Origin of the sequence: Mogibacterium sp. CM50, from assembly GCF_000293155.1 — a bacterium.
Classification (GTDB): domain Bacteria; phylum Bacillota; class Clostridia; order Peptostreptococcales; family Anaerovoracaceae; genus Mogibacterium; species Mogibacterium timidum.
Genome location: NZ_ALNL01000044.1, coordinates 190,488 through 215,658, shown reverse-complemented (window position 1 = coordinate 215,658; position 25,171 = coordinate 190,488). Strand labels below are relative to the sequence as shown.

The following is a 25,171-nucleotide window of genomic DNA, read 5'->3' as shown; positions in this document are numbered from 1 at the left end:
AGCTTTATTAGTTATATCCAAGGGGGGATAGATGAAACAGAAGTTTGAGACTTCAGAATCTATAAGGATAGGCGTTGTGCTCGCCATCTCCGGCGGGTTTATGGACGCGTATTCGTATACCGGCAGGGGCGGAGTCTTTGCAAACGCAGAGACCGGTAACATCGTGCTTCTCGCAATCAGCATAGGTAACAAGAACTTGCAGGGGATCTTCCATTATTTAGTGCCAATTATGTCGTTTGCTGTAGGGGTTATGATTTCGCAGCATGTCAAGATAAGGCGCAAGAACAGACCCACTAAGCTGCACTGGCGGCAGGTCACTATTTTTTTCGAGACCGTAGCGATGTTTATAGCGGCTTTTTTACCGCAGCAGTACAACCTGTTGGCAAACTCTCTTATCTCGCTTACGTGCGGAATTCAGGTAGTCACGTTTGCCAAGATACGCGGTTATGCGATGTCGACGACGATGTGCACAGGCAACCTCAAGATAGGAACTATGAATCTGAATATGTATTTGGCAACAAAGGAATACCAATATATCAGGAAATCCCTTCACTATTACGGATGTATCGTGTTTTTTATAGTAGGCGCGATTATAGGTGATTTCTTTACACGCAGGCTATATGAGTCAGCTGCGTTTATAGTCGTTGCGCTCTTGCTGATTGCCAATATCATGATGTTCTTTAACAACGAGAAAATCCGCAGAAACGAACAATTGAGCGAGCAGCGCAATTCAGCAAACTAAAACAATTAGTAGCAAATAACATAACTATGAGGAATTAGGGACATAGTCAGTTGGCGATATATCAGATCTGACTGACACCGGAGCTTATACAATAAATTCAATCATACATGCCGACAAACGAGGAGGATAAGCATGACAAACAAAGACATCAGGGAACACCTGCTCGGACTTCAGGATTTAGGCTACAAGGAGTTTCACTGCAAGCTTATTCCAAACGTGGATTCTTCACGCGTGATAGGCGTACGTACTCCGATGCTTCGAAGGTATGCTAAAGAACTGATAAAGTCGGGAAATTATCAAGAATTTATAAGCGAGCTTCCTCACGAGTATTTTGACGAGATGAATCTGCATGGCATGATCATCTGCAATATCTCGGATTATGAAGAGGCTGTCTGCGAGATAGACAAATTTCTTCCTTATGTCGATAACTGGGCTACGTGTGATTTGCTCAGCTTCAAGAAAGCCTTCAAAGGAAATCTTGGCAGGCTGGAACACGATGTGTGCAGGTGGATCAATTCCGGCGATACCTATACGATGCGCTTTGGAATGGGGGTACTGCTGGAATTTTATCTTGATGAGGCTTTTAACCCGCGGCATCTGGAATGGGTAGCGACAGTTGAGTCTGACGAATACTATGTCAGAATGATGCAGGCTTGGTATTTTGCCACTGCGATTGCCAAGCAGTATGAAGCTTCAATTCCGTATATCGAGCAGCATAGGCTGCATGAATGGACACACCGCAAGGCTATTCAGAAAGCGCGGGAGAGCTTCAGGGTGAGTGACGAGGTAAAGGCATACCTCAAGTCGCTCAAATAATCGTGTTTTTAGCAGCAACAATGCTAGACAGTTCAACTCCAATATGATAATATTACATGGTAATTTTTTATACCCTTACTTCAGCTGCTCGTTACTCCGAACGGCGGCGATGCGAGGGCGGATGACAAAACAGGAGGAGAAACAATGCTTACAAAGGAAAAGAAGCAGGAAATCATCAAAGAATACGCTAATAAGGAAGGCGATACGGGTTCTCCGGAGGTTCAGGTTGCTATTCTTACCTATAGAATCAACGATCTCAATGAGCACCTCAAGGAGCATGCTAAGGACCATCACTCGAGAAGAGGTCTGCTCAAGATGGTAGGTCAGAGAAGAAACCTTCTCAAGTACCTAAGAGATACTGATATTGAGAGATATAGAACTCTTATTGCCAGACTGGGTCTCAGAAAGTAATATTATTATCTGACAATATAAGCGGGATGTTTATCCCGCTTATTTGTATATAGGAGGGATCTTTTTCCCGAGACCGTTCGCGTTGTGGGCGGTTTGCAATGCGAATCTTATTAATAAAATAGTACGATTAACAGGAAGGAGTTGTTAATTATAATGGGAAGATTCACTGATTATCACACATTTAGAACAGCACTGGGCGGTAGACTGTTGCAGCTCGAGCTCGGTAAGGTATGCGAGCAGGCGAACGGTCAGGTTACAGTAAGATACGGGGACACTGTAGTAAACTGCACAGCTACCGCTTCTAAGCAGCCAAGACAGGATATTGATTTCTTTCCTCTTAGCTGTGATTATGAGGAGAAGATGTATTCCGTAGGAAAGATTCCTGGCGGATATATCAAGAGAGAGGGGCGACCGGGAGAGCACGGAATTCTAACTTCCAGACTTATGGATAGACCGCTCAGGCCGCTTTTTCCTAAGGGGTTTAGAAACGATGTTTCTGTCGTTGCAGTTGCAATGAGCGTTGATCACGATTGCTCACCGGAAATTGCTGCAATGATTGGATCATCCGTTGTACTTGCTACATCAGATATTCCTTGGGATGGTCCAACCGGTTCCGTCAAGGTTGGCAGAGTAAATGGTGAGCTCGTCATCAACCCAACCTATGAGCAGAGAATGAATTCCGATATCGACCTGACTGTAGCTGGAACTAAGGAAGCTATCATGATGGTTGAAGCAGGAGCTAAGGAGGTATCTGAGAGTGATATGCTCGACGCCATCATGTTTGCTCACGCTGAGATCAAGCAGTTATGCGAGTTCATCGAAGAGATTGTCAAGGAAGTCGGCAAGGACAAGATGGAGTATGTTTTATTTAAGGCTGCAGAGGATGTCGAGACTGCAGTCAGAGAGTATGCGACAGACAAGATGGTAGCTGCTATCAAGACTTTCGACAAGCTTGAACGTCTTGAAAATATGGAGAAGGTCGAGGAAGATACTCAGGAGCATTTTACAGAACTCTTTGAGGACAGGGATAAGGAAGTCGGAGAGGTTCTATATGCTATCAAAAAGGAGCAGGTAAGAGCTATGATTCTTGATGAGGGCGTTAGACCTGATAACAGAAAGCTTACAGAGATCAGACCTCTATTCTCCGAGACCGGATTTTTGCCTAGAGCACATGGAACCGGACTGTTCAAGAGAGGACAGACTCAAGTTCTGTCTGTTGCAACACTTGCACCCCTGTCTGATGCTCAGGATTTGGACAGCATTGATATCGACAGAACCACCAAGAGATATATGCATCAGTACAACTTTCCCGGCTACTGTACAGGTGAGCCTAAGCCACCTCGTAGTCCCGGCAGAAGGGAAATCGGACACGGTGCACTGGCTGAGAGAGCATTGCTGCCGGTTATTCCCGGCGAGGAGGAATTCCCATATGCTATTAGAGTAGTATCCGAGGTGCTTTCATCCAATGGTTCATCTTCGATGGCATCTACCTGTGGTTCCTGCTTAGCACTTATGGATGCCGGCGTACCCATCAAGAAGCCGGTATCGGGTATTGCTATGGGACTAATCGAGAGAGTTGATCCGGATGGCAGCAGCAGATATGCTATCCTTTCAGATATTCAGGGGATGGAAGACTTCCTCGGAGACATGGATTTCAAGGTAACAGGTACACCAGATGGCATTACAGCAATCCAGATGGATATCAAGGTTCATGGACTTTCCAGAGAAATCCTGGAGCAGGCACTGGAGCAGGCAAGAGTCGGCAGGGCTCATATTCTTGAGAACATGCTTGAGGAAATCGCTGAACCGAGAGCTGAGCTTTCCCCTTATGCGCCAAGATGCATTTCCATGAGAGTTGATCCGGATAAGGTCAGACTTGTAATCGGACCGGGAGGTAAGAACGTCAACAAGATTGTTGAGGAGACCGGATGCAAGATCGATATTTCAGATGATGATGTCGGTCTAATCAGCATTTACAGTTCTGATGAGCCAAGTGCAGCTAAGGCTAAAGACATGATTGAATATCTTACAGCTGACGTTGAGGTCGGAAAGACCTACGAGGGAGAAGTTAAAAGAATCATGAGCTTCGGTGCATTTATCGAGATTCTCCCCGGCAAGGAGGGCCTTCTGCACATCTCCAGGATTGCAAATCACAGAGTTGAGAAGGTTGAAGATGTCATGAATATAGGCGACAAGGTTAAGGTCAAGGTAACTGAGATTGATAACCAGAATCGCATCAACCTCTCCAGAAAAGAGCTTGTAGAAAACTAGTACTCAATATAGTATTCAGTTGACAGCACATCGGCTTGTTGCTGATGTGCTGCTTTGTTAACATTGGTTAGGGAATTGTTGAGAGATAGGGAGTGTTTGACAATACTCGATTATAGAGGGATTTTATAGCTATGTTTGATAATATACAAGGAAACAAATTAAGTAAGACTCTTCTTTCAATTATGATTGTTATCGTAATTACTTTCAGTGGTATTGTTCCTATTTATGCAGATGATGATGTGTCCAATGATACCAAGTCTATATCATCCGAGCAGCAGGGCTTTGAGTCCGGCTTTAACGAAGATTACTATGTCAACGGCTATGCCACTAATTCTTTTGATGTTGACATAAAGGTTAACAAGGATTATTCGTATGATTTTACAGAGACCATCGATGTGGATTTCAAGACTCAAAAGCATGGTATAGTAAGGAATATTCCAATTGCAGGCAATTACAAAATAAAAAATATCAGCGTTGAAGGTGATGATTACGATGTCAAAAAAGAAGACGGCAATTTAATTATCAAGATAGGCAGCGCCGACAGATATGTCAATGGCAGGAAGACATATAAGATTAAATATAGGATTGAAAATTATCTGCAGAGAAATTCTGAAAATAATATTTATGTGGATGTATTACCTACCGGATGGGAAACTGTTATTTTATCTTCAAAGCTAAGAGTAAAGCTTCCGGATGATTTTAAATACGACGGGTTTAAGGCCTATTCCGGTCATTATGGCAGCAGCGGTGATAATAATGATAAATGGTATTATAACAAAGAAAACCATTCTCTTGAATCAAGTGACACAATGATTCCTGCCAAAGTCGGCATAACTTTGCTGGTAAAAACACCAAAGAGCTACTGGGTTGGAGCACGAAGCAAGTCCTGGAGCAATATATTTAACACGATAGTTGTTCTTGCTTGTTTTGCTGCTGTTGCCTTTATAAGGCTAAGCAGAAATAAAAATAAAGAGATTGTGTCTCCGGTGATGTTCAATCCCCCTGAAGGTATAACCCCGGCGGAATTAGGATATTTAGCGGACGGAGCTGTTGACAAGAAGGATGTGACATCGCTATATTTATACCTTGCTTCTAAGGGATACATCCAAATAGAAGAAGGCTCAGACAAAAAAGCTATAAAGTTTAAGGCTTTAAAAGCACCTATAAATGAACCGGGCTTTGTAAATAAATTCTACAAGTCTTTATTTGGCAGTGACAGTGAGAGCAGCATAGGAAAAACCGCTTCGCTTGAAAAAGCCGGGGAGTCAATTGGAGAAGCATACGATACGATTTGCAGTCAAATTGAGGATAAGTATTCGGGTGAAATGTCCATATTCTCAGGCAGCTCTTTAGTGATGGAACAACTTGCGATGGTTATTGGATGCATTGGATATGGAGTGACATTGGCACTTGGGATATACAGGTCTGATTTACCGATTTATTTTAGCGGTGCAGTGGTCGCGATGATAGGCGGTTTGCTTATATTCACCCTGCTGATATGGATATATATAACGAGTAAAATAAGGACTCATTACTATTACCGTAAATCTATGAATGCTGTGAAGAGTGCGTCAGGTTTAATTGTATGGATTATCCTTTATTTGATTTTTACTGCGGGCTTTATTTTAATGATGGCAGCGATTGGAAAAAAAGAGACGCCTACATATATATTCCTTATATTCGCACTGTATTCGCTTTTAATACCTGTCTTTGTTGTCGGGATAAAAGCCAGAAGTGAATATAATCGCAAAATTTACGGTGAAATACTCGGCTTCAAAGAGTTCATTGCGACCGCTGAAATAGACAGAATCAATGAGCTTGTTACGGATAATCCGTCATATTTCTACGATGTGTTGCCATATGCATACGTATTGGGCTTAACTAGCAAATGGGTTAAGAAGTTTGATAATATCAAGATACCTGAGCATGAAGGGTACAGCTATTATAATATGACTGTTTTTGATTACATGAGAATAAACATGATGATGAACAGCATTCAACATAGCACCTATTCCGGCATCGCTGCCGCAAATGCAGATTCCGGAGGTGGCGGTATCGGCGGTTTTTCCGGCGGCGGTTTCTCGGGAGGCGGCTCCGGCGGCGGAGGCGGAGGTGCCTGGTAGAATACGGCCGGCTTGTGTCTGCCACGGTAATTTTACAATTAAGTGATGTAAAAAACACGTGATTTAACAGCTGTGTAATATAGAATAAATTGAATCGTTTATAACTTAATATATAAGAATGAGGTGTAGAAATGGCAATTTGGATAATTTTAGCGGTAGTCGTACTCTTTGCTATGTGGTTTATCGCTACTTATAACGGTTTTGTTAAACTGGGTGTAGGCTGTGACGAAGCTTTCTCCACGATGGATGTTTATCTCAAGAAGAGGTTTGATTTGATCCCCAATCTGGTGGAGACTGTTAAGGGATATGCAGCTCATGAATCTGAAACACTTCAGGCGGTAACTGCGGCAAGATCTGCTGTAGGGAATTCATCTACAACTGCTGAAAAGCTGGAAAATGAGAATATACTCTCCGGTACGCTAAGGAGTCTTTTTGCAGTTGCAGAAGCATATCCCGATTTAAAGGCGAACACAAACTTTATAGAGCTTATGGAACAGCTCAAGTCTGTGGAAAACGACATCGCAAGTGCTCGCAAATACTATAATGCAGTAGTAAAGAAATATAATGTAAAATGCAGAGTATTCCCATCTTCAATCATCGCCAGGATGTTTGGTTATGAGTCAAAGCCGATGTTCGAGGTATCGGCCGCAGCTGAGCGTGAGAACGTCAAGGTGGACTTTGGCACAAATAAATAAGCGGCAGATATTGTTTCCTGTACCGCAGATACAGATTATTATGAATAATCATTCGTATCGATGAGACTGGGCGCGCAGTGATGCGTGCTCGTTTTCTTGTTTATAACATAAACACAAAAAATTAATATGGAATTGTGTTTCAACTTTATATTTAAAGTGTATTTTGTTAGAATGAATGGACCAATCACAAATTATATGGACAGAGGACGTTTTAATGTATGTAATTATAGATATCGGCTCTAACACTGTGAGGATGGCTGTATACAACATAGAGAAGGACAACTCTTTTAACCAGATTATGAGCAACAAGGTATCCTGTGGATTAGCCGGCTACATTGAGGATGACGAGATGAACGCAGAGGGCATAGAAGTCATGATTGATGCGCTCAAGCAATTCAGAATTGCCGTAGACGGGATGGCGCATGTCACGGTCTTTGCAATTGCCACTGCAAGCCTCAGGGAGCTCAGCAATCGCGATGCGGTTATCAAGCGTATCAAGGATGAAACCGGTTTTGAAGTAAATGTCATCTCTGGCAAAGAGGAAGCTCTTTACGATTATTACGGAATTACGAAGGATATTGGCGAGGCTACCGGGATGCTTACCGACTGTGGAGGCGGAAGTACGGAGGTGTCGCTTTTTACAGGTGATACGGTCATCTTTGCGGATACCATGCCTATCGGATCTCTCAACTCATACTACAATCACGTCAAAGGTATTTTCCCGACTGAGGAGGAATTGCGTGACATCAAGGCGGATACCGAGAGTATGCTGAACAGGCTTAATATTCCGGATGGTATTATCCTCTCAAATGGACACATATATGCAGTTGGTGGAACTGTTAGAGCCACGTGTAAGCTTGCAAATAAGCTTCTCGATAGGAGCAAGGACACGACTACCCTCAGCGGAGTCGAGTATGACAGGCTCTTTGAGCTGTATTTTAAAGAACAAAAGAAATTTATAAAAACGTTGCTCAAGGTCAAGCCGGAGAGAGTACAGACACTGGTAACCGGCATGTGCATACAGAAGACGATAATGGATAGGTTTGGAACAGCTGTCATCAAAGTGTCCGAATCCGGCGTGCGCGAGGGCTATCTGTTGAACAAGCTTGAGGAATTGAATGGGGCTGTAAATGAGTGAGCTATACCTGGAGGGATACACGCAAAATCGTGAACTGTCGTGGTTAAAGTTCAATGAGCGGGTTCTGCTCGAAGCCGGAAACAGTGCCAATCCTCTTTTGGAGCGCATCAGGTTCTTGGGCATATACGAGAGCAATCTGGCTGAATTTATAAGGGTTCGCGTGGGCAGCCTTCATCACCTCAGCAGGGTGGATCACCTCAGCAGGGATTCAATGTCGGGAATGACCGCATCTGAACAGATAAATTCCATCTGGAAGGAGATCAGGCGAATACATGCAGCAGCCGAGCAGATTCTTCTCAAAATTTATGATGACCTGAAGCAGATTGGTGCTGCGCGCGAATCATCCGACAGCTTAAAGGCACAGACTGCGCAGTATCTTGATGGTCAGTTTATGATGAGGCTGGCCAGGGAGTTAGAGCCTAATTTTGTCGAGGTAGGTAACCTTGCCGAAATGGTTGAGGACGGAAAGTTTTATGTCCTCATAGACACTGATGCGGACAACAACCGGACGCTCATGCTGGTAGAGCTTCCTGATTCATGGCTTCAAGGCGTTGTGATTGGTCGTGGCGATATTATGAGCTTGTTGCCGCCGATGGATATACTGCACCGATATATTGCCCGGATATGCTTTCCGTTCGTGCCACGAGGAAGTATTGCCTTCAGAGCTTTTAGAAATGCAGATATCGACTTTGAATATGATGAGTTCGAATTTGGAGCCGGAGCCAGAGAGCGTATTCGCAAGATGCTTGAAAAGCGAACCGACTCTGAGTTTGTGGGGACTTTTGTGCGCACAGATTACAGCAGCTCTGGACTGTGCGAGATACTCTGTGAGGCGCTTACACTGCCTGGGAATGAACTTGTACAATGCTCGGAGCTACCTACGGTTAAGCATCTCGTGCATTTGCAGGAATGTCTGACGAGCAAGACTGTTAGTGCAAATTCATATCGGCGATTTGCTGCTGCTCCGTCTAACTGCAGGAACGGTGAGTCTGTGATAGCTTGTGCTATGGACAGGGATATTTTAGATGCATATCCATATGAGTCTATGGATAATCTGCTTGAGCTGCTCAAAGAGGCTTCCTCTCACCCTAAGGTCAAAGAGATTAGAATCAGTATATACAGGCTGTCCAACCACCCGCGAATATATGAGTACCTGATCAAGGCGGCACACAATGGCAAGTGCGTCAAGGTCCTCATCGAGCTCAGGGCGAGATTTGATGAGTCGAGCAATATTAATTGGGCAAAACGACTGGAAGAAGCTGGTTGTCACGTATACTATGGTACCAAGAGCTACAAATCACACTTTAAGACATGCCAGGTAATTTTTAGGAAATCATTTAACAAATCAGGCGCTAATGAGATTATTACGCAAGTCGGTACTGGTAATTACAACGAGAGCACAGCTAAGCAATACACTGACTTTTCCGTTATTACAGCAAATCATTTGCTGGGACTTGAAGTGATGCGTTTGTTTGACGATGCGGTGCGGGGAATAATCGATGATTCTTTTCAATGTATATTGGCTTCGCCGGGGAGCTTGCGCAAAGGGATCGTTAAACTGATCGATAGAGAAATAGAAAAAGGCTCTGCGGGACGAATTTTCATTAAGGTCAACTCAGTTACGGATAGAGCCATCATTGAGAAGCTGGCGGAGGCTTCGGTTGCAGGTGTTAAAATCCGCATGCTGGTGAGAGGGAGTTGTACATTGCTACCCGGGGTCAGCGGGTATACTGAAAATGTTCAGATTCTGAGCATCGTGGGTAGGTTCCTCGAACATTCACGCGTATATATTTTCGGTTCTGACGATGACGAAATCACATATATATCCTCTGCTGATCTTATGAATCGCAATATGGATAAGCGTTTCGAGCTTGCGTTTCCGATTACGGATAGAGCCGCTATATCTGAGATTAAGCACATAATGTATGAAAACCTTACAGATAACGTTAGAGCAAGGTGCTTACGCAACGATGGACGGTACGCAGAACTGCGCGCAGATGGTATAATGCGTGATAGTCAGGAACGACTCCTGTACCAATTTAACGATTATATAGATTGAAGGGGGAACGATGATAGGGGGCTATCAGATAACAGACATTGCAATTTTCTTTATTGTGTATTCGGTTCTCGGGTGGATTACGGAAGTGATTTATCAGGCGGTAAGCAAGGGGTTAGTCGTAAACAGGGGCTTTCTCAACGGACCGGTGTGCCCGATTTACGGGTTTGGAGCGTTATTCGTAATTCTTCTTGTAAATGTACTTGATCTCAGCCACAGTACTACGACATCAGACATAGAGGTGTTCTTGCTTGGCGTGGTTCTATCTACACTTCTTGAGTTGATCGGCGGCTACGTGCTTCTCAAAGTTTTCCACGCCAGGTGGTGGGACTATTCCGGGAAGCCTCTTAACTACCATGGCTATATATGCCTTGAGTTTAGCCTTATCTGGGGTTTTGGCATTCTGTTTATTGTGAGACGCATTCATCCGTTGACGCAGTCGCTGCTTGGCGGATTCTCTATGTCGACTCCGGGCTTAATTGTGCTTGCAATTGCATATGCAGGATTTGCTTCAGATCTTGTGGTATCAGTTCTGATAATGCTCGGACTCAACAAGAAAATCAGAAAGCTTGACGATATGCAGCAGGCGATGCGGGAATTCAGTGATGAGCTGAGCACGAGGATTGGCGAGAACGCTCTCAGTACGAAGGAACATGTAGATGAATACAAAGTTCAGAGTGCGTTATTTGAGGCCGATGTGCGAGATATGGCAACCGCTAGAAGAGAAGAGGTTAGCCATGAGCTTGCTGAAATGAAACAGCAGTACGAGCTTGTGAGACAGGAGCTTTACAAAAATCTGAGCAAGACCTCGTTATTTGGATCAGGCAGAATTTTGAAGTCCTACCCTGATCTTCATTCTGTAAAATATCCAGAATTAGTGGATAAGATTAAGAGAAATTTCAATGAGTATCGCAAATAGTATTGTTTGTTTTATATGGTTTATAAACCATACATATTGTGAGCTTATAAGCCATACACATTATGGTAATGTTGACATTTTGTGCTTTAATTAGTAAAATTAATGAATATTTTGTTTATTACAATAATTAATGTTAGAGGAAGGGATGAAAATATGTTTGAAAACTTATCTGAGCAATCAGTAGCGGAAGTTCAAGAAGAACAGGTCAAGCATTGGGCCGACATAGATCTTCTGGAGCTCTGCGTAAGAGAGAGAGAAGGTGAACCAAGCTTCGTATTCTACGAGGGGCCTCCGACAGCCAATGGTAAGCCGGGTATACACCATCTGATGGCTAGAACGCTCAAGGATTCCATCAACAGATACAAGACTATGCAGGGTTTCCAGGTAAAGAGAAAGGCTGGATGGGATACACACGGACTTCCGGTCGAAATTGAGGTAGAGAAGCAGCTCGGTATGTCCGGCAAAGGCGATATCGAGAAGTACGGGATCAAGGAGTTTAATGAGAAGTGCCGGGACTCCGTCTTTAAATACACAGGTCTATGGCGTGAGATGTCGGAGAAAATGGCATATTTAGCCGATATGGATGACCCGTATATCACATTTGATAATAACTATATCGAATCTGTATGGTGGATAATCAAGAAGTTCTTTGATGCGGGCTTAATCTACGAAGGTCACAAGGTTCTGCCATATTGCGCCAGATGCGGAACAGGTCTTGCTTCTCACGAGGTTGCACAGGGCTATAAGGAGGATCCGGTCCTCACAGTAACCTGCAAGTTCAAACGCAGAGACAGAGATAATGAGTATTTCTTAGCATGGACAACAACACCGTGGACACTTCCCTCTAACATTTTAATTACAGTAGGTCCAGAGGTTGTATACATCAGAGCTAAGATGCTTGAGGGCGACGAAGAAGGCAACGTATTCTACGTAGCCAAGAATCTTGCCGATAGGGTTCTCGGAGAGGGCAAATACGAGGTTCTCGATGAGATGACAGGTAAGGAGCTCGAGCACGTTGAGTATGAGCCTCTTTCGACATTTGTATATGGCGATGATCCGGAAAAGGTTAAAGGCTTTTTCATAGCGAATGCAGATTATGTAACAGTTGATGACGGTACAGGTCTTGTTCATACGGCATATGCTTTCGGTGAAGACGACTATAATACTTGCCGCAAATATGGTGTTGATTTTGCAGAACCGGTTGATGAGAGAGGATGTTTTACGGCAACTCCATGGAAGGGTAGATTCGTTATGGACGAGGGTCTGGATGTAGAGATACTCAAGCATTTTGCAGCTGAGAACAAGGTATTTGCTAAACAGAAGATGGTTCACAACTATCCACACTGCTGGAGGTGCGATACACCTTTGGTGTACTATTCAAAGCCCGGCTGGTATATTGAGATGACTAAGCTCAGAGAACAGCTGGTTGAGAATAATAATAAAGTTAATTGGTATCCGCCATATGTTGGCGAGAAGAGATTCGGCAATTGGATTTCTGATGTTAAGGACTGGAACATCTCAAGAGCCAGATACTGGGGTACTCCAATTCCAATCTGGAAGTGTGAGTGCGGACATCTTGAGGGTGCCGGCAGCCGTGCTGAGCTGGCTGAAAAGGCAATAGAGGATGTCGATCCGGAGACAATAGAGCTTCACAGACCATATGTAGATGATATTCATTTCAAGTGCCCTCATTGCGGCAAGGCTATGGAGAGAATTCCCGATGTTATGGACTGCTGGTTCGACTCGGGTTCGATGCCGTTTGCACAGTGGCATTATCCATTTGAGAACAAGGAGAGATTCGAAAGTGAGCTGTTCCCGGCTGATTTCATCTGTGAGGGTATTGACCAGACCAGAGGTTGGTTTTATTCACTGATGGCTATATCCACTTTCATCATGGGCAAAGCACCTTACAAGAACGTACTGGTTAACGACCTGATTCTCGACGCAAATGGCAAGAAGATGTCCAAGCATGTAGGAAACACAGTTGATCCGTTCGAGATGATGAGTAAGTACGGAGCTGACGTAATACGTTGGTATCTGGTATCCGTATCACCGGCCTGGACACCAACTAAGTTTGATGAGGAAGGAGTTAAGGACGTGCAGAGCAAGTTCTTCGGTACTCTCAGAAATATCTACAATTTCTTTGTACTATACTCAAATATGGACGACATAGATCCGGCGAAAATAGAGGTTCCTTATGCAGATCGACCGGAGCTGGACAGATGGATTATCTCCAGATATAACAGGCTTGCAGCTGAGGTCACTGAACACATGGATGAGTACGACCATATGAAGACAGTCAGAGCAATCAACGATTTCGTAGTAGAGGACTTCTCCAACTGGTACATCAGAAGAGCTAGAAGAAGATTCTACGCCGAGGGAATGACTGACGATAAGAAGAGCGTTTACGCAACTACTTATGAGGTTCTTCTCGGTACGATCAAGATGATAGCGCCAATCGCTCCGTTTATTTCCGATGAAATGTATGTCAAGCTGACAGGAGATAAGAGCGTTCACGTTGCCTACTTCCCGGTTGCCAACAAAGAACTCATCGATGAAAAAACTGAGGATAGGATGGGTCTAGTCAAGACTCTTGTTAACCTTGGAAGAGGAACCAGAGAAAAAGAGAGACTCAAGGTCAGACAGCCACTCAGCGAGGTAATCGTTGACGGTAAATACGAGAGCCTGATCAGCGACCTCGTATCCCTGATCACCGAGGAGCTCAACGTCAAGAATGTCGTGTTTGAAAACGATTTGGATAAATACATGAACTTCTCAGTTAAGCCGGACTTCAAGACAGCCGGACCGGTGCTCGGGAAGAATATCAAGGAGTTTGCCGCAAAGCTGGCACAGCTGGATGCCAAGGAGCTCCTGGCAAATGTCGCAAACGGTTCTGTTAAGCTGGAGCTCGGTGGTACTGAGTACGACATCACTGAAGAATTCCTCGATGTACGTATTTCGGCAAAGGAAGGCTTTATTGTGGGTATGGAGAACAACGTTTTCACTATCCTGGATACAACTCTAACTCCGGAGCTTGTCAGCGAGGGATATGTCCGTGAGGTTATTTCTAAGGTTCAGCAGCTTCGCAAACAGCACGACTTCAAGATGCTTGACCACATAACCATCAGCTTGGAGGCAGATGATGATGTGAAGGCGGCTGTTCTAGGTGCGATTGATCATATCAAGGAAGAGACTCTCGCCGATGCTGTTGTTGAAGCTACAGGCCTGGATGTGTTTGATATCAATGGTCACAATACCGGACTTGCAGTAGCTAAGTGTTAAGAGCAATAAATATTATGAGTGAAGATAACAAAAATAATTCTAAGCTCAACATCGCAGATTTCGATCCCGACGAATTAGCCGGGGTCGTTTCTTCATACGGTGAGAAAAAGTTTAGAGCCAAACAGATATTTGAGTGGATTTCAAAGGGTGTCGACTCGTTCGATGAGATGAGCAATCTACCAGTGAGGCTTAGAGGTGCGCTCGCTCAAGATTACTATATCGATATGCCCGGAGCGGTTACCGTTCAGGAATCAAAGCAGGACGGAACTTGTAAATGCCTATTTGAGTTTTCGGATGGTGCACGCGTCGAAGCCGTATATATGAAATATAATTACGGCAATTCAATATGCATCAGCTCTCAAGTCGGATGCCGTATGGGGTGTTCGTTCTGTGCATCGACACGCAAAGGACTTGACAGATCGCTGACTGGCGGAGAAATGCTGGCACAGGTTCTCAAGATGCGCAGGTTGATCGGCGAGGACATTGGGCATGTCGTAATAATGGGCATAGGGGAACCCTTTGATAATTACGAAGGACTATCAAAATTTATCAGTCTCATTAACAGCAAGCAGGGGTACAATCTCGGAATGAGGAATATTACCGTATCTACGTGCGGACTTGTGCCGATGATTGAGCAATTCGGGAAAGATTTTCCTCAAGTGAATCTAGCGGTATCGCTACACGCGCCCAATGACGATATCAGAAGACGTACCATGCCGATTGCAAGGAGATATGCGTACGAAGATCTCATTACAGCATGCAGGACATACACAGAGTCGACTAAGAGACGTATAACTTTTGAATATGCGCTCATCGACGGTGTCAATGATCAGAGGGAGCATGCGCTAGAGCTTGCCGGCCATCTCAAGGGTTGGCTTACTCATGTTAATCTGATTCCACTCAATGAGGTAGACGGTACAGGCTACCTCACATCTAACAGGGAAACTGTCAGAAGTTTCGCGTGGACACTCGAGGAACACAGCATTGCGGTTTCAGTGAGAAGGACTCTAGGTACTGATATCGATGCGGCGTGTGGTCAGCTCAGACTCAGATGAATACGATGTCGATCAATACAGTGCTGTGTGCGGCCGGACTCCGGATAACAGCACTTTTTTCATGCTCGATATACAATATAACCCTCAGAAATTCACAAGGTTCAGGGGTTTATGGTATAATATTATGCTTAATTCTGTTTGTGCATTATAGCGGAGGGATTATGAATATATTGATTGATGGCATGGGTGGAGATTACGCTCCACAGGAAATCGTCAAGGGTGCGATTTCTGCCGCTAGAAAGATAGAGGATACGATTACAATAATTGGAGCTCAAGAGCTTATCAGTACCGAACTGGAGAGGCGGGGGTGGGATGGAGACAACATTGCGGTTGTAAATGCAACCGAGGCTGTAACCAACAACGAAGCTCCCGCAATGGCAGTACGCAAGAAGAAGGATGCTACAGTCAATGTTGGAATGAGGATGATCAAGGCAGGAGATGGCGACGTGTTTATCTCTGGTGGCAGCACGGGTGCACTGCTAGCCGCAGGACTTCTGGGGCTGGGCCGTATCAAGGGTATCAAGCGACCGGCAATTGCAGCGTTTTTTCCGCAGATTGGCAAGAATGAGACGACACTTCTCTTAGACTGTGGTGCAAATGTGGACTGCAAGTCTGAATATTTGTACCAGTTCGGTATTATGGGCAGCATTTACGTGGAAAATGTCAAAGGTATTGAGCATCCGGACGTAAGACTGCTTAACGTCGGAACAGAGGCTGAAAAGGGAGATGACCTTCATAAGGAAGCTCATGAACTTCTCGCTAATAGCTCCATCAATTTCAAAGGCAATGTTGAGGGTCGCGAGATTGCCTCTGGTGTCTGCGATGTTGTCGTTACTGACGGATTTTCAGGAAATGTATTCCTCAAGAGCTCGGAGGGTCTGGCGCTTTCGATCATGGGCAGGCTCAAGGATGTTCTGCTAGGGGGAACTATCTCCAGGATTGCTGCGCTTATGCTGTCTAAGCAACTCAAGGAAATGAAGAAGGAATTCGACTATTCAGAAGAAGGTGGAGCTCCTATTCTTGGACTCAAGGGACCGGTTCTCAAGATTCACGGTAGTTCTAAGGCTTACGCTGTCTATAATGCAATCCTCAAAGCCCGAGATTATGTAGCGTCAGATGTGACCGGGCAGATTGAAAAAGCTCTGGCTGATAACGATGAGCTTAGCGAATACAAAACTGAAGTAACGGATGGTAACGCAGAAGCGTAGAAATATCAGGTTTCGGATACATAGCATTCACACGGCAGTGTTATGCATAAGTCATGTATAGGTTAGGATGAAATGGATAGCTTAGAAAATAAATTAGGGTATAAATTCAAAAATGAAAAGCTGCTGGAGACTGCACTCACTCACAGCTCATACGCTTCTGAGCATGGTAAGCACTATGAATTCAACAATGAGCGGCTTGAGTTTCTCGGAGACGCTTTTCTCAATGCAATAATCGGTAAGAAGATGTTTGCGGTTATGCCGGAGGCGCACGAAGGAGTATTGTCAAAAACTCGCGCAGATGTCGTGTGTGAGCGATCTCTTGCTGAGGTAGCTAGTCAGCTTGAGCTGGGTGAATATCTGAAGCTGGGTCATGGTGAAGAAAATGGTGGCGGTCGTCAGAAAACATCAATTGTCGGAGATGCTGTCGAAGCCGTTATCGGTGCGATGATAATCGATGGAGGATATGCTGCAGCTGAGCGAGTGGTGCTGGATCTTTTTGCAGATAAGATTAGACTTGCAGTTAAGGGGGAGCTGTATAAGGATTATAAGACTCTTCTGCAAGAGAAGCTGCAGGATTATATCAAGGGAGTTAATATCAGGTATCAGATAGTGAATGAGGCAGGTCCGGACCATAGCAAGGAGTTCGTGGCAGCGGTGCTTGTTGACGGCAATGAGCTGGGTAGAGGAATAGGCAAGAGCAAGAAGGAATCTGAGCAGGCCGCTGCAGCGGATGCACTTATGAAAGGGGATATATAGCTTGTATTTTAAACGTATTGAGCTACAGGGCTTTAAGTCATTTGCTGACCCGGTGACTATTGACCTCAACGACGGAATAACATGTATAGTCGGACCTAACGGAAGTGGTAAGAGCAACATCAGCGATGCCCTCCGTTGGGTACTTGGCGAGCAGAGTCCTAAGTCGCTGCGTGGCGGTAAAATGGATGATATCATATTCGCCGGAACTGCGACGCGAAAGCCCAAGGGTATGGCCGAGGTGTCACTTGTCATTGATAATTCGCTTGGAATATTACCGCTAGAATACAACGAGGTTCAGGTAACACGCCGCATGTATCGGTCGGGAGACAGCGAATACTTGATTAATGGCAATCAGTGTCGGCTGAAAGATATCAAAGAGCTGTTTATGGATACCGGAATTGGAGTTGACGGATATTCAATTATTGGCCAAGGAAAAATCCAGGATATTGTGAGCACTAAGCCGGAGAACCGCAGGGAGATATTCGAAGAGGCTGCCGGAGTTGTGCTCTATAAGAGTCGCAAGGCAGAAGCTGAGAGAAAGCTGGCGGCGGCTTCTGATAACCTTGAACGCGTCAAGGACATCATTTCCGAGATTGAAAGCCGTATTGGAACTCTTAAGGAAGAGTCGGAAAAGGCGAGCGAATACATAGTGCTTCGCGACAGATATAAATACGTCGGCGTAAATATAATTATTCACAATATCGATAGTCTGATCCGTACGGTTGAGGCTTCTCGAGCTGAATTGTTCGACATGGAAGCTACGCTATCCGAGATGGATGAGAAGGGTAAATCTATCGAAGCCCTGATCGAAGAGAGAAGACTCAATTCGGCAGCGCTCGATCAATCGTATGAAGATGCCAATGCTGAGCTTCTCGATAGAATAGATGAGCTCAACACTGTAACCAGCCGTGGACAGGTAAACGAAGAGAAGCTTCAAAGCATTGAGCGAGAGCTCGCAAGGCTTGAAGCTGTAATTTCAGACAACCTGGCTAAGCTGGATTCTGAAAAGCGAAATTTCGGAGAGCTTGAGGCTAACGAAAAATCCTATAGAGCTGAAAAGGAGCAGGTTGAGAGAGAGCTGGCTCAGGCAGAAGCGGATTTCAACGATAGCAAGCGAAAGCTTGAGGCCGTCAATACAGAGATTGAAAACAGTAAGGACGACATTATCAGCCTGACGAACAAAAATGTAACCCGCAGGGCCGATATTACAACCCTCGAGAATTATGTCAGCACGCTTAATGATAGAAGAGATCAGCTGAATGAGGAATACAGCGGCAAGGATGAGACTGATGCTGAAAATGCTCGCAAGCTCAAGTCACTGGAATCACAGTTTGCTGAGGTTGAAGACAAGCAGAGCCACGCAGCCTCAAAGATCAACGAGATTGTCGTGCAGATCAGAGAGCTTGAAGAAACGTCCAATCAACGGAATAGGCAGATTGCAGAGCTGAGTAACAAGTATAACCGCACGCTGGCTCGTAAAAACACCATCGAAGAGATGGAAAGCAACTACGAAGGCTATAACAATGCTGTCAGACAGCTTATGAGACAGCATGCCAATGGAATTTTCGGTACGGTTTCAGATCTTATCAAGGTACCCTCAGGATACGAGATAGCGACAGAGACTGCGCTCGGAGCGGCTATGCAGAATATAGTCTGTGATGACGATGCATCAGCAAAGGCAGCTGTGAGATGGCTCAAGGATAACAGAGCCGGTAGAGCGACATTCCTGCCTCTGTCATCTCTCAGGTATAACAAGCAATATCAGGAAAGAGATATTGAAAATTCTCCCGGCTATCTCGGCATAGCTTCCCAAATAGTGGGAGCGGACGAAAAATATCACGTCATACTTGAGTACCTGCTGGGACGAGTTATATTTGCAAGCAACATGGATGATGCCGTTCGAATTTCCAAGATGTCGAGCCGCGGATATAGGATTGTAACGATGGATGGAGAGGTTATCAATTCCAGCGGTGCGATCACCGGTGGAAGGTACAAGAACAAATCAGCCAATATACTTGAGCGCAAAAACGAAATCAAGGAACTAAGTGAAATCGCCGATAAGCTGAGAGAACAGATTGCTGAGCATAGAGATAAGATTGCCGCGGGTGAAGCCAATGTCGCGGCACTCAAGGAGTCAAGGGCGCAGTGCTACGATGAGCTGCATCAGATAGAAATTGACAAGAGTGTTATAGGAAGCGAGCTTGATAGAATCAAGAAGTTAACTGAGGATGCTGGTGCGCATAGAGAGCAGTTTAGCAGTGAGCTTGCGACACTTGATGGTGATATCGCTAAAGCTACGGAGATGGTAGACAAGCACAGGGCTGAAATATCCGAGACTGATACGAGGATTGAGAAGCTCAACAATCATATTGAGGAGCTGATGGTAGATGCTGAGCGATACGATTCACGTGTTAACAGGTTACGAGAGGTAACACTTGAGAACAAGCTGCAGCTAAGCGAGCAGGATGCCAGGATCCTTGGACTTAATGAGCTGATAGAGCGTGTCAGGGATACTGTAACGGATCTTGAAAATGAAATCGACGATGCCCGTATGTCATACGAGGAGCTCGATGAGAAGCACCACATGCTGACAAGCAGCGATGCAGAGTCGAGTGATAAGATAGAAGAGCTGCAGAATCGCAGGAAACAGCTGGAGGATAAGATAAAGGCATTAGGAGAAGAAATCGACTCAAACAAGGCTGCATATGAAGTTGCAATTTCTAATCAAAAGGAATTGATCCGCGATGTGACCGAGCTGCAGGACGCTAAATACAAGCTTGAAGTCAAGAGCACCAGAAGTGAGACATTGCTTGATACTCAGAAGGATAAACTATGGGATGAATTCGAGGTGTCATTCGCAGAGGCTCAGGATATACGCGATGAGAATTTCGGAATCACTGCCGGCAACAAAGAGGCTAAGGAAATCAAACTTCGTATGGCCGAACTGGGTGATGTAAACATATCATCAATAGAAGAGTACAAGGCCGTGAGCAGGAGGTATGAGTTTATGACTGCTCAGGAAAACGATATCTCCACAGCTATGAAGGAGCTAAAGTCTATTATCAGCAATATGGAGCGCAAGATTAGAGACAAGTTCAAGGAGAACTTTGACAAGGTGGTTATCAATTTTGAGGAGATTTTCAGCGAGCTCTTTGGCGGCGGTCACGCCGAGCTAAGGCTTGAGGATGAATCTGATCCGCTGGCTTCAGGAATCGAGATCATAGCTCAGCCGCCGGGCAAGAGACTTAAGAATATCAACCTTATGTCCGGAGGAGAGAAAACGCTGACAGCCATTGCGCTTATGTTTGCGGTTATCAAGGCGAAGCCTACGCCATTCTGTATACTGGATGAAGTTGAGGCTGCGCTGGATGAAGCGAATATAGAGCGGTTTTCCAATTACCTCAAGCACTTTGAAGAAGTGCAGTTTGCTCTTATAACGCATCACAAGGCCACGATGGAACACGCAGACGTACTCTACGGTGTCACTATGCCTGAACAGGGAATTTCACGGGTTCTGTCGCTCAAATTTGAAGATGGATTTGATCCAAACGAGTATGCAGACGAATAACCGCACCGGCAAATGCATTTGTACAGCGCAGGACGGAAAGGATAAACATGGGACTTTTCAAAGACAAGAGTACATTTAAAAAATTTACAGAGAGAGTTACAAACGTAATCGTCGGGAACCCTAATATCGACGAGGAGTTTTATGAAGAGCTTGAGGAATCGCTCGTTGTCTCCGATATTGGTATTGAAACCACAGAAAAGATAATGGATATGCTAAAAAAGCGCGTCAATGCCAAGTATCTGACCAAGCCGGACGAAATAAAGAAGGCTCTATCTGATGTCATTGCCGAAATTGTGGACAAGGGCGAACGCAACAAACTATCGGCAGATTATCCGCTTGTGATTCTTATGATCGGGATCAATGGCGGCGGCAAGACGACTTCGATAGGAAAGCTTGCCAACTATTTCAAGGAGCGCGGTCAGAGCGTTTTGCTCGCAGCTGCGGACACCTTTCGTGCGGCGGCTGCCGACCAGCTGGTTGAGTGGGGAAATCGCTCAGGAGTGCGAGTAATTCGCCACGATGAGGGTACAGACCCTGCTGCGGTAATATATGACGCTGTTCAGTCAGCTAAAGCCAACAATATCGACGTGCTCATATGCGACACGGCCGGGAGGCTTCAGAATAAGACAAATCTTATGAAAGAGCTTGAAAAGATGGATAAGATCATTGGACGTGAGTATCCTGATGCTTCACGTGAGACTCTTATAGTTCTCGATTCGACAACCGGCAAAAATGCTATCAGTCAGGCCAAGGAATTCAGTGAAATTGCTGATATCACAGGCATCATACTTACCAAGCTTGACGGTACAGCGAGGGGAGGCATCTCTATAACGGTGACGGACGAGTACGATCTGCCTATCAAGTTCATTGGAGTAGGTGAAGGTATGCATGACCTCAAGGAGTTCGATCCGCAGGAATTTGCAGGAGGTATTTTTGATGAGTAAACCTATACTCGCTGTAGTAGGGAGGCCTAATGTAGGAAAATCTACTTTCTTCAACAGAATAATTGGAGAGCGCAAGGCTATAGTGCAAGATACTCCGGGAGTAACTCGCGATAGGATTTATGCCGAGACTGAATGGAACGGACGTGAATTTGCCATTATCGATACGGGCGGTATTGAAGCAAATACCGGCGATATCATTCTCTCACAGATGCGGGAGCAGGCGGTTACGGCTATGGAGCTCGCCGATGTTATCCTTTTCATGGTTGATGGCAAGGAAGGTCTTACCATTGCCGACCATGACGTTGCTGATATCCTCAGAAGGACGGGCAAGGAGGTCATACTGGTTGTCAATAAGGTTGACAATCCGGGCAAGCTTGGTGACGATATATATGATTTTTATGAGCTTGGATTTGGCGAACCAATCGCTATCAGCTCGGTCAACATGCTCAATATGGGTGACCTGCTCGATGCAATCGTGACAGGCTTCCCGGACGATGAGCTTTATGGATATGAGGATTCAACCAGGATTGCCATTATAGGGAAGCCTAATGTCGGTAAATCCTCACTTGTAAATGCACTCACAAACGAAAAGCGCGTAATTGTCTCGCCGATTGCAGGAACTACCCGTGACTCGATTGATACGCCATTTTCGTATAATGATAAAGAATACACTCTGATAGATACAGCCGGGTTGAGACGCAAGAGCAAGGTCAACGATTCAATCGAGCATTTCAGTGTCATCAGAGCTGTTGCATCCGTTGAGCGGTGTGATATTTGCATAATGATGATTGATGCAGCCGAAGGCTTAACAGAGCAGGATAAGAAGATTCTGGGTATTGCTCATGAAGCCGGCAAGGGCCTTATGATTGTCGTTAATAAGTGGGATCTTGTCCAAAAAGAAACTAACACCATGAGAGATTATGAACGCAAGCTCAGAGCGGATCTCCGCTTCGTGTCATATGCACCGATACTCTTTGTATCAGTACTGGAGAACAGGAGGGTTTTCGACATAATAGACAAAGCAGCTAAGATTGAGGATATTAGGTCGAGGCGAATCACAACAGGTAAGCTCAACAGCATTATCGAGGATGCAGTTATGATGAGGCAGCCGCCTTCAGACAAGGGCAAACGTCTCAAGATTTACTATGCGAGTCAGATTGGCTCCAGACCGCCGCTGTTTTCGTTCAATATAAATTCGCGCCGGCTTATGCACTTCTCGTACTCAAGGTATCTGGAGAACAAGCTGCGTGAGGCATATGACTTTGAAGGAACGTCCATCAAGTTCTTGTTCAATGAGAAAAAGGGAGATAATTAATGAATTATGTATCGCTGACTATAATGGTGGTAATTGCATATCTCATCGGTAATATATCGCCGGCTACATTAATTGGTCGTTTCTACGGAATCGATATCAAGAAGGCAGGAAGCGGCAACGCCGGTACTACAAATGTGCTCAGAGTTCTGGGAACTAAGGCTGCGGCCTGTACTCTTGTAATAGATATACTCAAGGGCCTCGTGGCTGTAACAATAGCACAGGGAAGATTTAATAATCTCGGTGCGATGTTAGCATTTGCAGCTGTTGTTATCGGGCATATATATCCTGTTATCTTTAAATTCAAGGGTGGCAAGGGGGTGGCTACCTTTATAGGTGCTGCCATGGCTATCAATTGGCCAAGTACCTTTGCAGCTGCTCTTATTGCAGTTATAGTTGCCGGAGTATCCAAGAAGATGTCTCTTGGTTCAATTACTGCAGCGCTCATGTATCCTTTGTTAATGCTGTATTACTACCCGAAGGATTTACCAATCGCCATCCTTATGGCACTTGTAATATTGTTCACTCACCGCGGTAATATCAAGAGACTGATGAATGGTGAGGAGAAGGAGCTGAGCATTGGTTCCAGAATCAGAGAGAAGCTCACAGCACAATCTAATACAGATACAGACGAAAGCTTCGATGCTCCCGGTGAAGAATCAAGCATGAATATAGAGAAGGCTCACGATAATCTCGATAAATTTGATAAAGATGAAGACATGGTGCTCACTGACTCGGTACATGATGATATACTGGCGTCCGGCTCCAGGGACGAGCTTGTCAACGAGGCAACATCGATCAACCACACCAGGGTTGAGGTTTTGGATTCGGCGGCAGATTATTACAAGGACGTTGAGATACCACAGCTCAAGGGTTCGGCAAAGAAGAAAGTAGCAGTGATTGGAAACGGCAGCTTCGGTACCGCAATTGCGAATGTAATCGCGCATAACGGCCATAGAGTTACGATCTACGGCCGTAACAAGGAAGATATTAACAGGATTCGAGAGACTAGGGTAAATGAGAAGTATTTGCCGGGAGCCAAGCTGGCTGACAGCATCAGGTTCACCTCGAACCTGCGTACAGGGGTAAGTAAACGTGACATAGTTATATTTGCGATTCCTGCTCAGCAGTTTGGACGCGTTATCGAGAAATCTGCAAAGTATATCGACAAGGAAGCTATTCTTGTAAATCTTGCAAAGGGGATCGAAAACGATTCTCTTAAGACTATGTCTCAAATTGCAAAGTCCTTAGTTGATAACAGATATGTCGCAGTTTCCGGACCTTCGCATGCTGAGGAAATCGTCCGCAACTACCCAACTACAGTAGTTGCTGCGTCTGATGACGATGATGCGGCCAAGGAAATTCAGAACATACTGATGAGTAAGACTTTCCGTGTGTACACCGGCGATGATATTCTCGGGGTCGAGCTTGGAGGTGCACTTAAGAACGTAATTGCACTTGGCACAGGTATTGCAGACGGCATGAAATTCGGAGATAACTCCAAGGCTGCTCTGATGACAAGAGGTATCCACGAGATTTCCAGGCTTGGAGAAGCGATGGGTGCCAAGAGCGAGACTTTTGCAGGGCTGTCAGGAATAGGAGATCTCATGGTTACATGCTCCTCCGATCTGTCGAGAAACAGAAGGTGCGGGTTGCTTATCGGAGGTGGAATGACACCGGATGAAGCGGTCGCCGAGATCAAGACTACAGTTGAGGGCTTCTATACAGTCGAGGCCGCTAGCAGGCTGGCGGCTAAGCTGGGAATAGAGATGCCGATTACAGATGCCGTCAAGAGTGTGATAGATGGCAACCTCAAACCTCGCGATGCAGTTGAACTGCTGATGAACAGAGATAGGAAACAAGAGAACAAATAAC

The 25,171-nt window shown here is 45.1% G+C and carries 17 protein-coding genes; all 17 read left to right on the top strand.

Translation table 11 applies throughout. The annotated features are described in order from the left end of the window. Positions 1–31 precede the first annotated feature (31 nt). The 17 genes from HMPREF1152_RS08375 to plsY all read left to right on the top strand — a co-directional run bounded on the left by HMPREF1152_RS08375 (position 32) and on the right by plsY (position 25,170). Positions 32–742 (top strand): YoaK family protein, encoded by a 711-nt coding sequence (locus HMPREF1152_RS08375; RefSeq protein WP_009644675.1) that lies wholly within the window; start codon positions 32–34, stop codon positions 740–742. Between the two features lie 132 nt (positions 743–874). Continuing rightward, positions 875–1,558 carry a DNA alkylation repair protein gene (locus HMPREF1152_RS08370; protein WP_009644771.1) on the top strand — a complete coding sequence of 228 codons (684 nt, stop codon included), beginning with the start codon at positions 875–877 and terminating at the stop codon, positions 1,556–1,558. A 144-nt stretch (positions 1,559–1,702) separates the two neighbouring features. Then, positions 1,703–1,969 (top strand): 30S ribosomal protein S15, encoded by a 267-nt coding sequence (gene rpsO / locus HMPREF1152_RS08365; RefSeq protein ID WP_009644797.1) that lies wholly within the window; start codon positions 1,703–1,705, stop codon positions 1,967–1,969. Between the two features lie 153 nt (positions 1,970–2,122). Then, on the top strand, positions 2,123–4,240 hold the full coding sequence (locus tag HMPREF1152_RS08360; RefSeq protein WP_009644600.1) for a polyribonucleotide nucleotidyltransferase: 2,118 nt from the start codon (positions 2,123–2,125) through the stop codon (positions 4,238–4,240). 131 nt (positions 4,241–4,371) lie between these two features. Further along, positions 4,372–6,363: a DUF2207 domain-containing protein gene (locus HMPREF1152_RS08355; protein WP_009644855.1), complete on the top strand. Its 1,992-nt coding sequence runs from the start codon at positions 4,372–4,374 to the stop codon at positions 6,361–6,363. 131 nt (positions 6,364–6,494) lie between these two features. Beyond that, complete coding sequence (locus HMPREF1152_RS08350; RefSeq protein ID WP_009644833.1) at positions 6,495–7,058, top strand: LemA family protein; 564 nt, start codon at positions 6,495–6,497, stop codon at positions 7,056–7,058. A gap of 214 nt (positions 7,059–7,272) precedes the next feature. After that, positions 7,273–8,196, top strand: coding sequence for a Ppx/GppA phosphatase family protein (locus HMPREF1152_RS08345; protein ID WP_009644734.1), 924 nt, complete (start codon positions 7,273–7,275; stop codon positions 8,194–8,196). After that, positions 8,189–10,255: a polyphosphate kinase 1 gene (gene ppk1, locus HMPREF1152_RS08340; RefSeq protein WP_009644707.1), complete on the top strand. Its 2,067-nt coding sequence runs from the start codon at positions 8,189–8,191 to the stop codon at positions 10,253–10,255. The genes HMPREF1152_RS08345 and ppk1 overlap by 8 nt, the downstream gene beginning before the upstream one ends. A 10-nt stretch (positions 10,256–10,265) precedes the next feature. After that, complete coding sequence (locus HMPREF1152_RS08335; protein WP_009644622.1) at positions 10,266–11,171, top strand: putative ABC transporter permease; 906 nt, start codon at positions 10,266–10,268, stop codon at positions 11,169–11,171. A 153-nt stretch (positions 11,172–11,324) separates the two neighbouring features. Further along, the gene (gene ileS, locus HMPREF1152_RS08330; protein WP_009644830.1) at positions 11,325–14,453 is read left to right on the top strand and encodes an isoleucine--tRNA ligase; all 3,129 of its coding nucleotides are present in this window, start codon (positions 11,325–11,327) and stop codon (positions 14,451–14,453) included. 14 nt (positions 14,454–14,467) lie between these two features. Further along, complete coding sequence (rlmN, locus tag HMPREF1152_RS08325; RefSeq protein ID WP_009644753.1) at positions 14,468–15,508, top strand: 23S rRNA (adenine(2503)-C(2))-methyltransferase RlmN; 1,041 nt, start codon at positions 14,468–14,470, stop codon at positions 15,506–15,508. 161 nt (positions 15,509–15,669) lie between these two features. Next, on the top strand, positions 15,670–16,716 hold the full coding sequence (gene plsX, locus HMPREF1152_RS08320) for a phosphate acyltransferase PlsX (protein ID WP_009644684.1): 1,047 nt from the start codon (positions 15,670–15,672) through the stop codon (positions 16,714–16,716). Between the two features lie 72 nt (positions 16,717–16,788). Continuing rightward, positions 16,789–17,472 carry a ribonuclease III gene (rnc, locus tag HMPREF1152_RS08315; RefSeq protein WP_009644650.1) on the top strand — a complete coding sequence of 228 codons (684 nt, stop codon included), beginning with the start codon at positions 16,789–16,791 and terminating at the stop codon, positions 17,470–17,472. A 1-nt stretch (position 17,473) separates the two neighbouring features. Continuing rightward, positions 17,474–21,040, top strand: a complete 3,567-nt coding sequence (smc, locus tag HMPREF1152_RS08310) for a chromosome segregation protein SMC (RefSeq protein ID WP_009644825.1) — start codon at positions 17,474–17,476, stop codon at positions 21,038–21,040. 47 nt (positions 21,041–21,087) lie between these two features. Continuing rightward, positions 21,088–21,984 (top strand): signal recognition particle-docking protein FtsY, encoded by an 897-nt coding sequence (ftsY, locus tag HMPREF1152_RS08305; RefSeq protein ID WP_009644632.1) that lies wholly within the window; start codon positions 21,088–21,090, stop codon positions 21,982–21,984. Then, positions 21,977–23,299 carry a ribosome biogenesis GTPase Der gene (der, locus tag HMPREF1152_RS08300; RefSeq protein WP_009644837.1) on the top strand — a complete coding sequence of 441 codons (1,323 nt, stop codon included), beginning with the start codon at positions 21,977–21,979 and terminating at the stop codon, positions 23,297–23,299. Before ftsY ends, der begins: the two co-directional genes overlap by 8 nt. Then, positions 23,299–25,170, top strand: a complete 1,872-nt coding sequence (plsY, locus tag HMPREF1152_RS09455; protein ID WP_009644810.1) for a glycerol-3-phosphate 1-O-acyltransferase PlsY — start codon at positions 23,299–23,301, stop codon at positions 25,168–25,170. The genes der and plsY overlap by 1 nt, the downstream gene beginning before the upstream one ends. The last annotated feature ends 1 nt before the right edge of the window (position 25,171 follow it).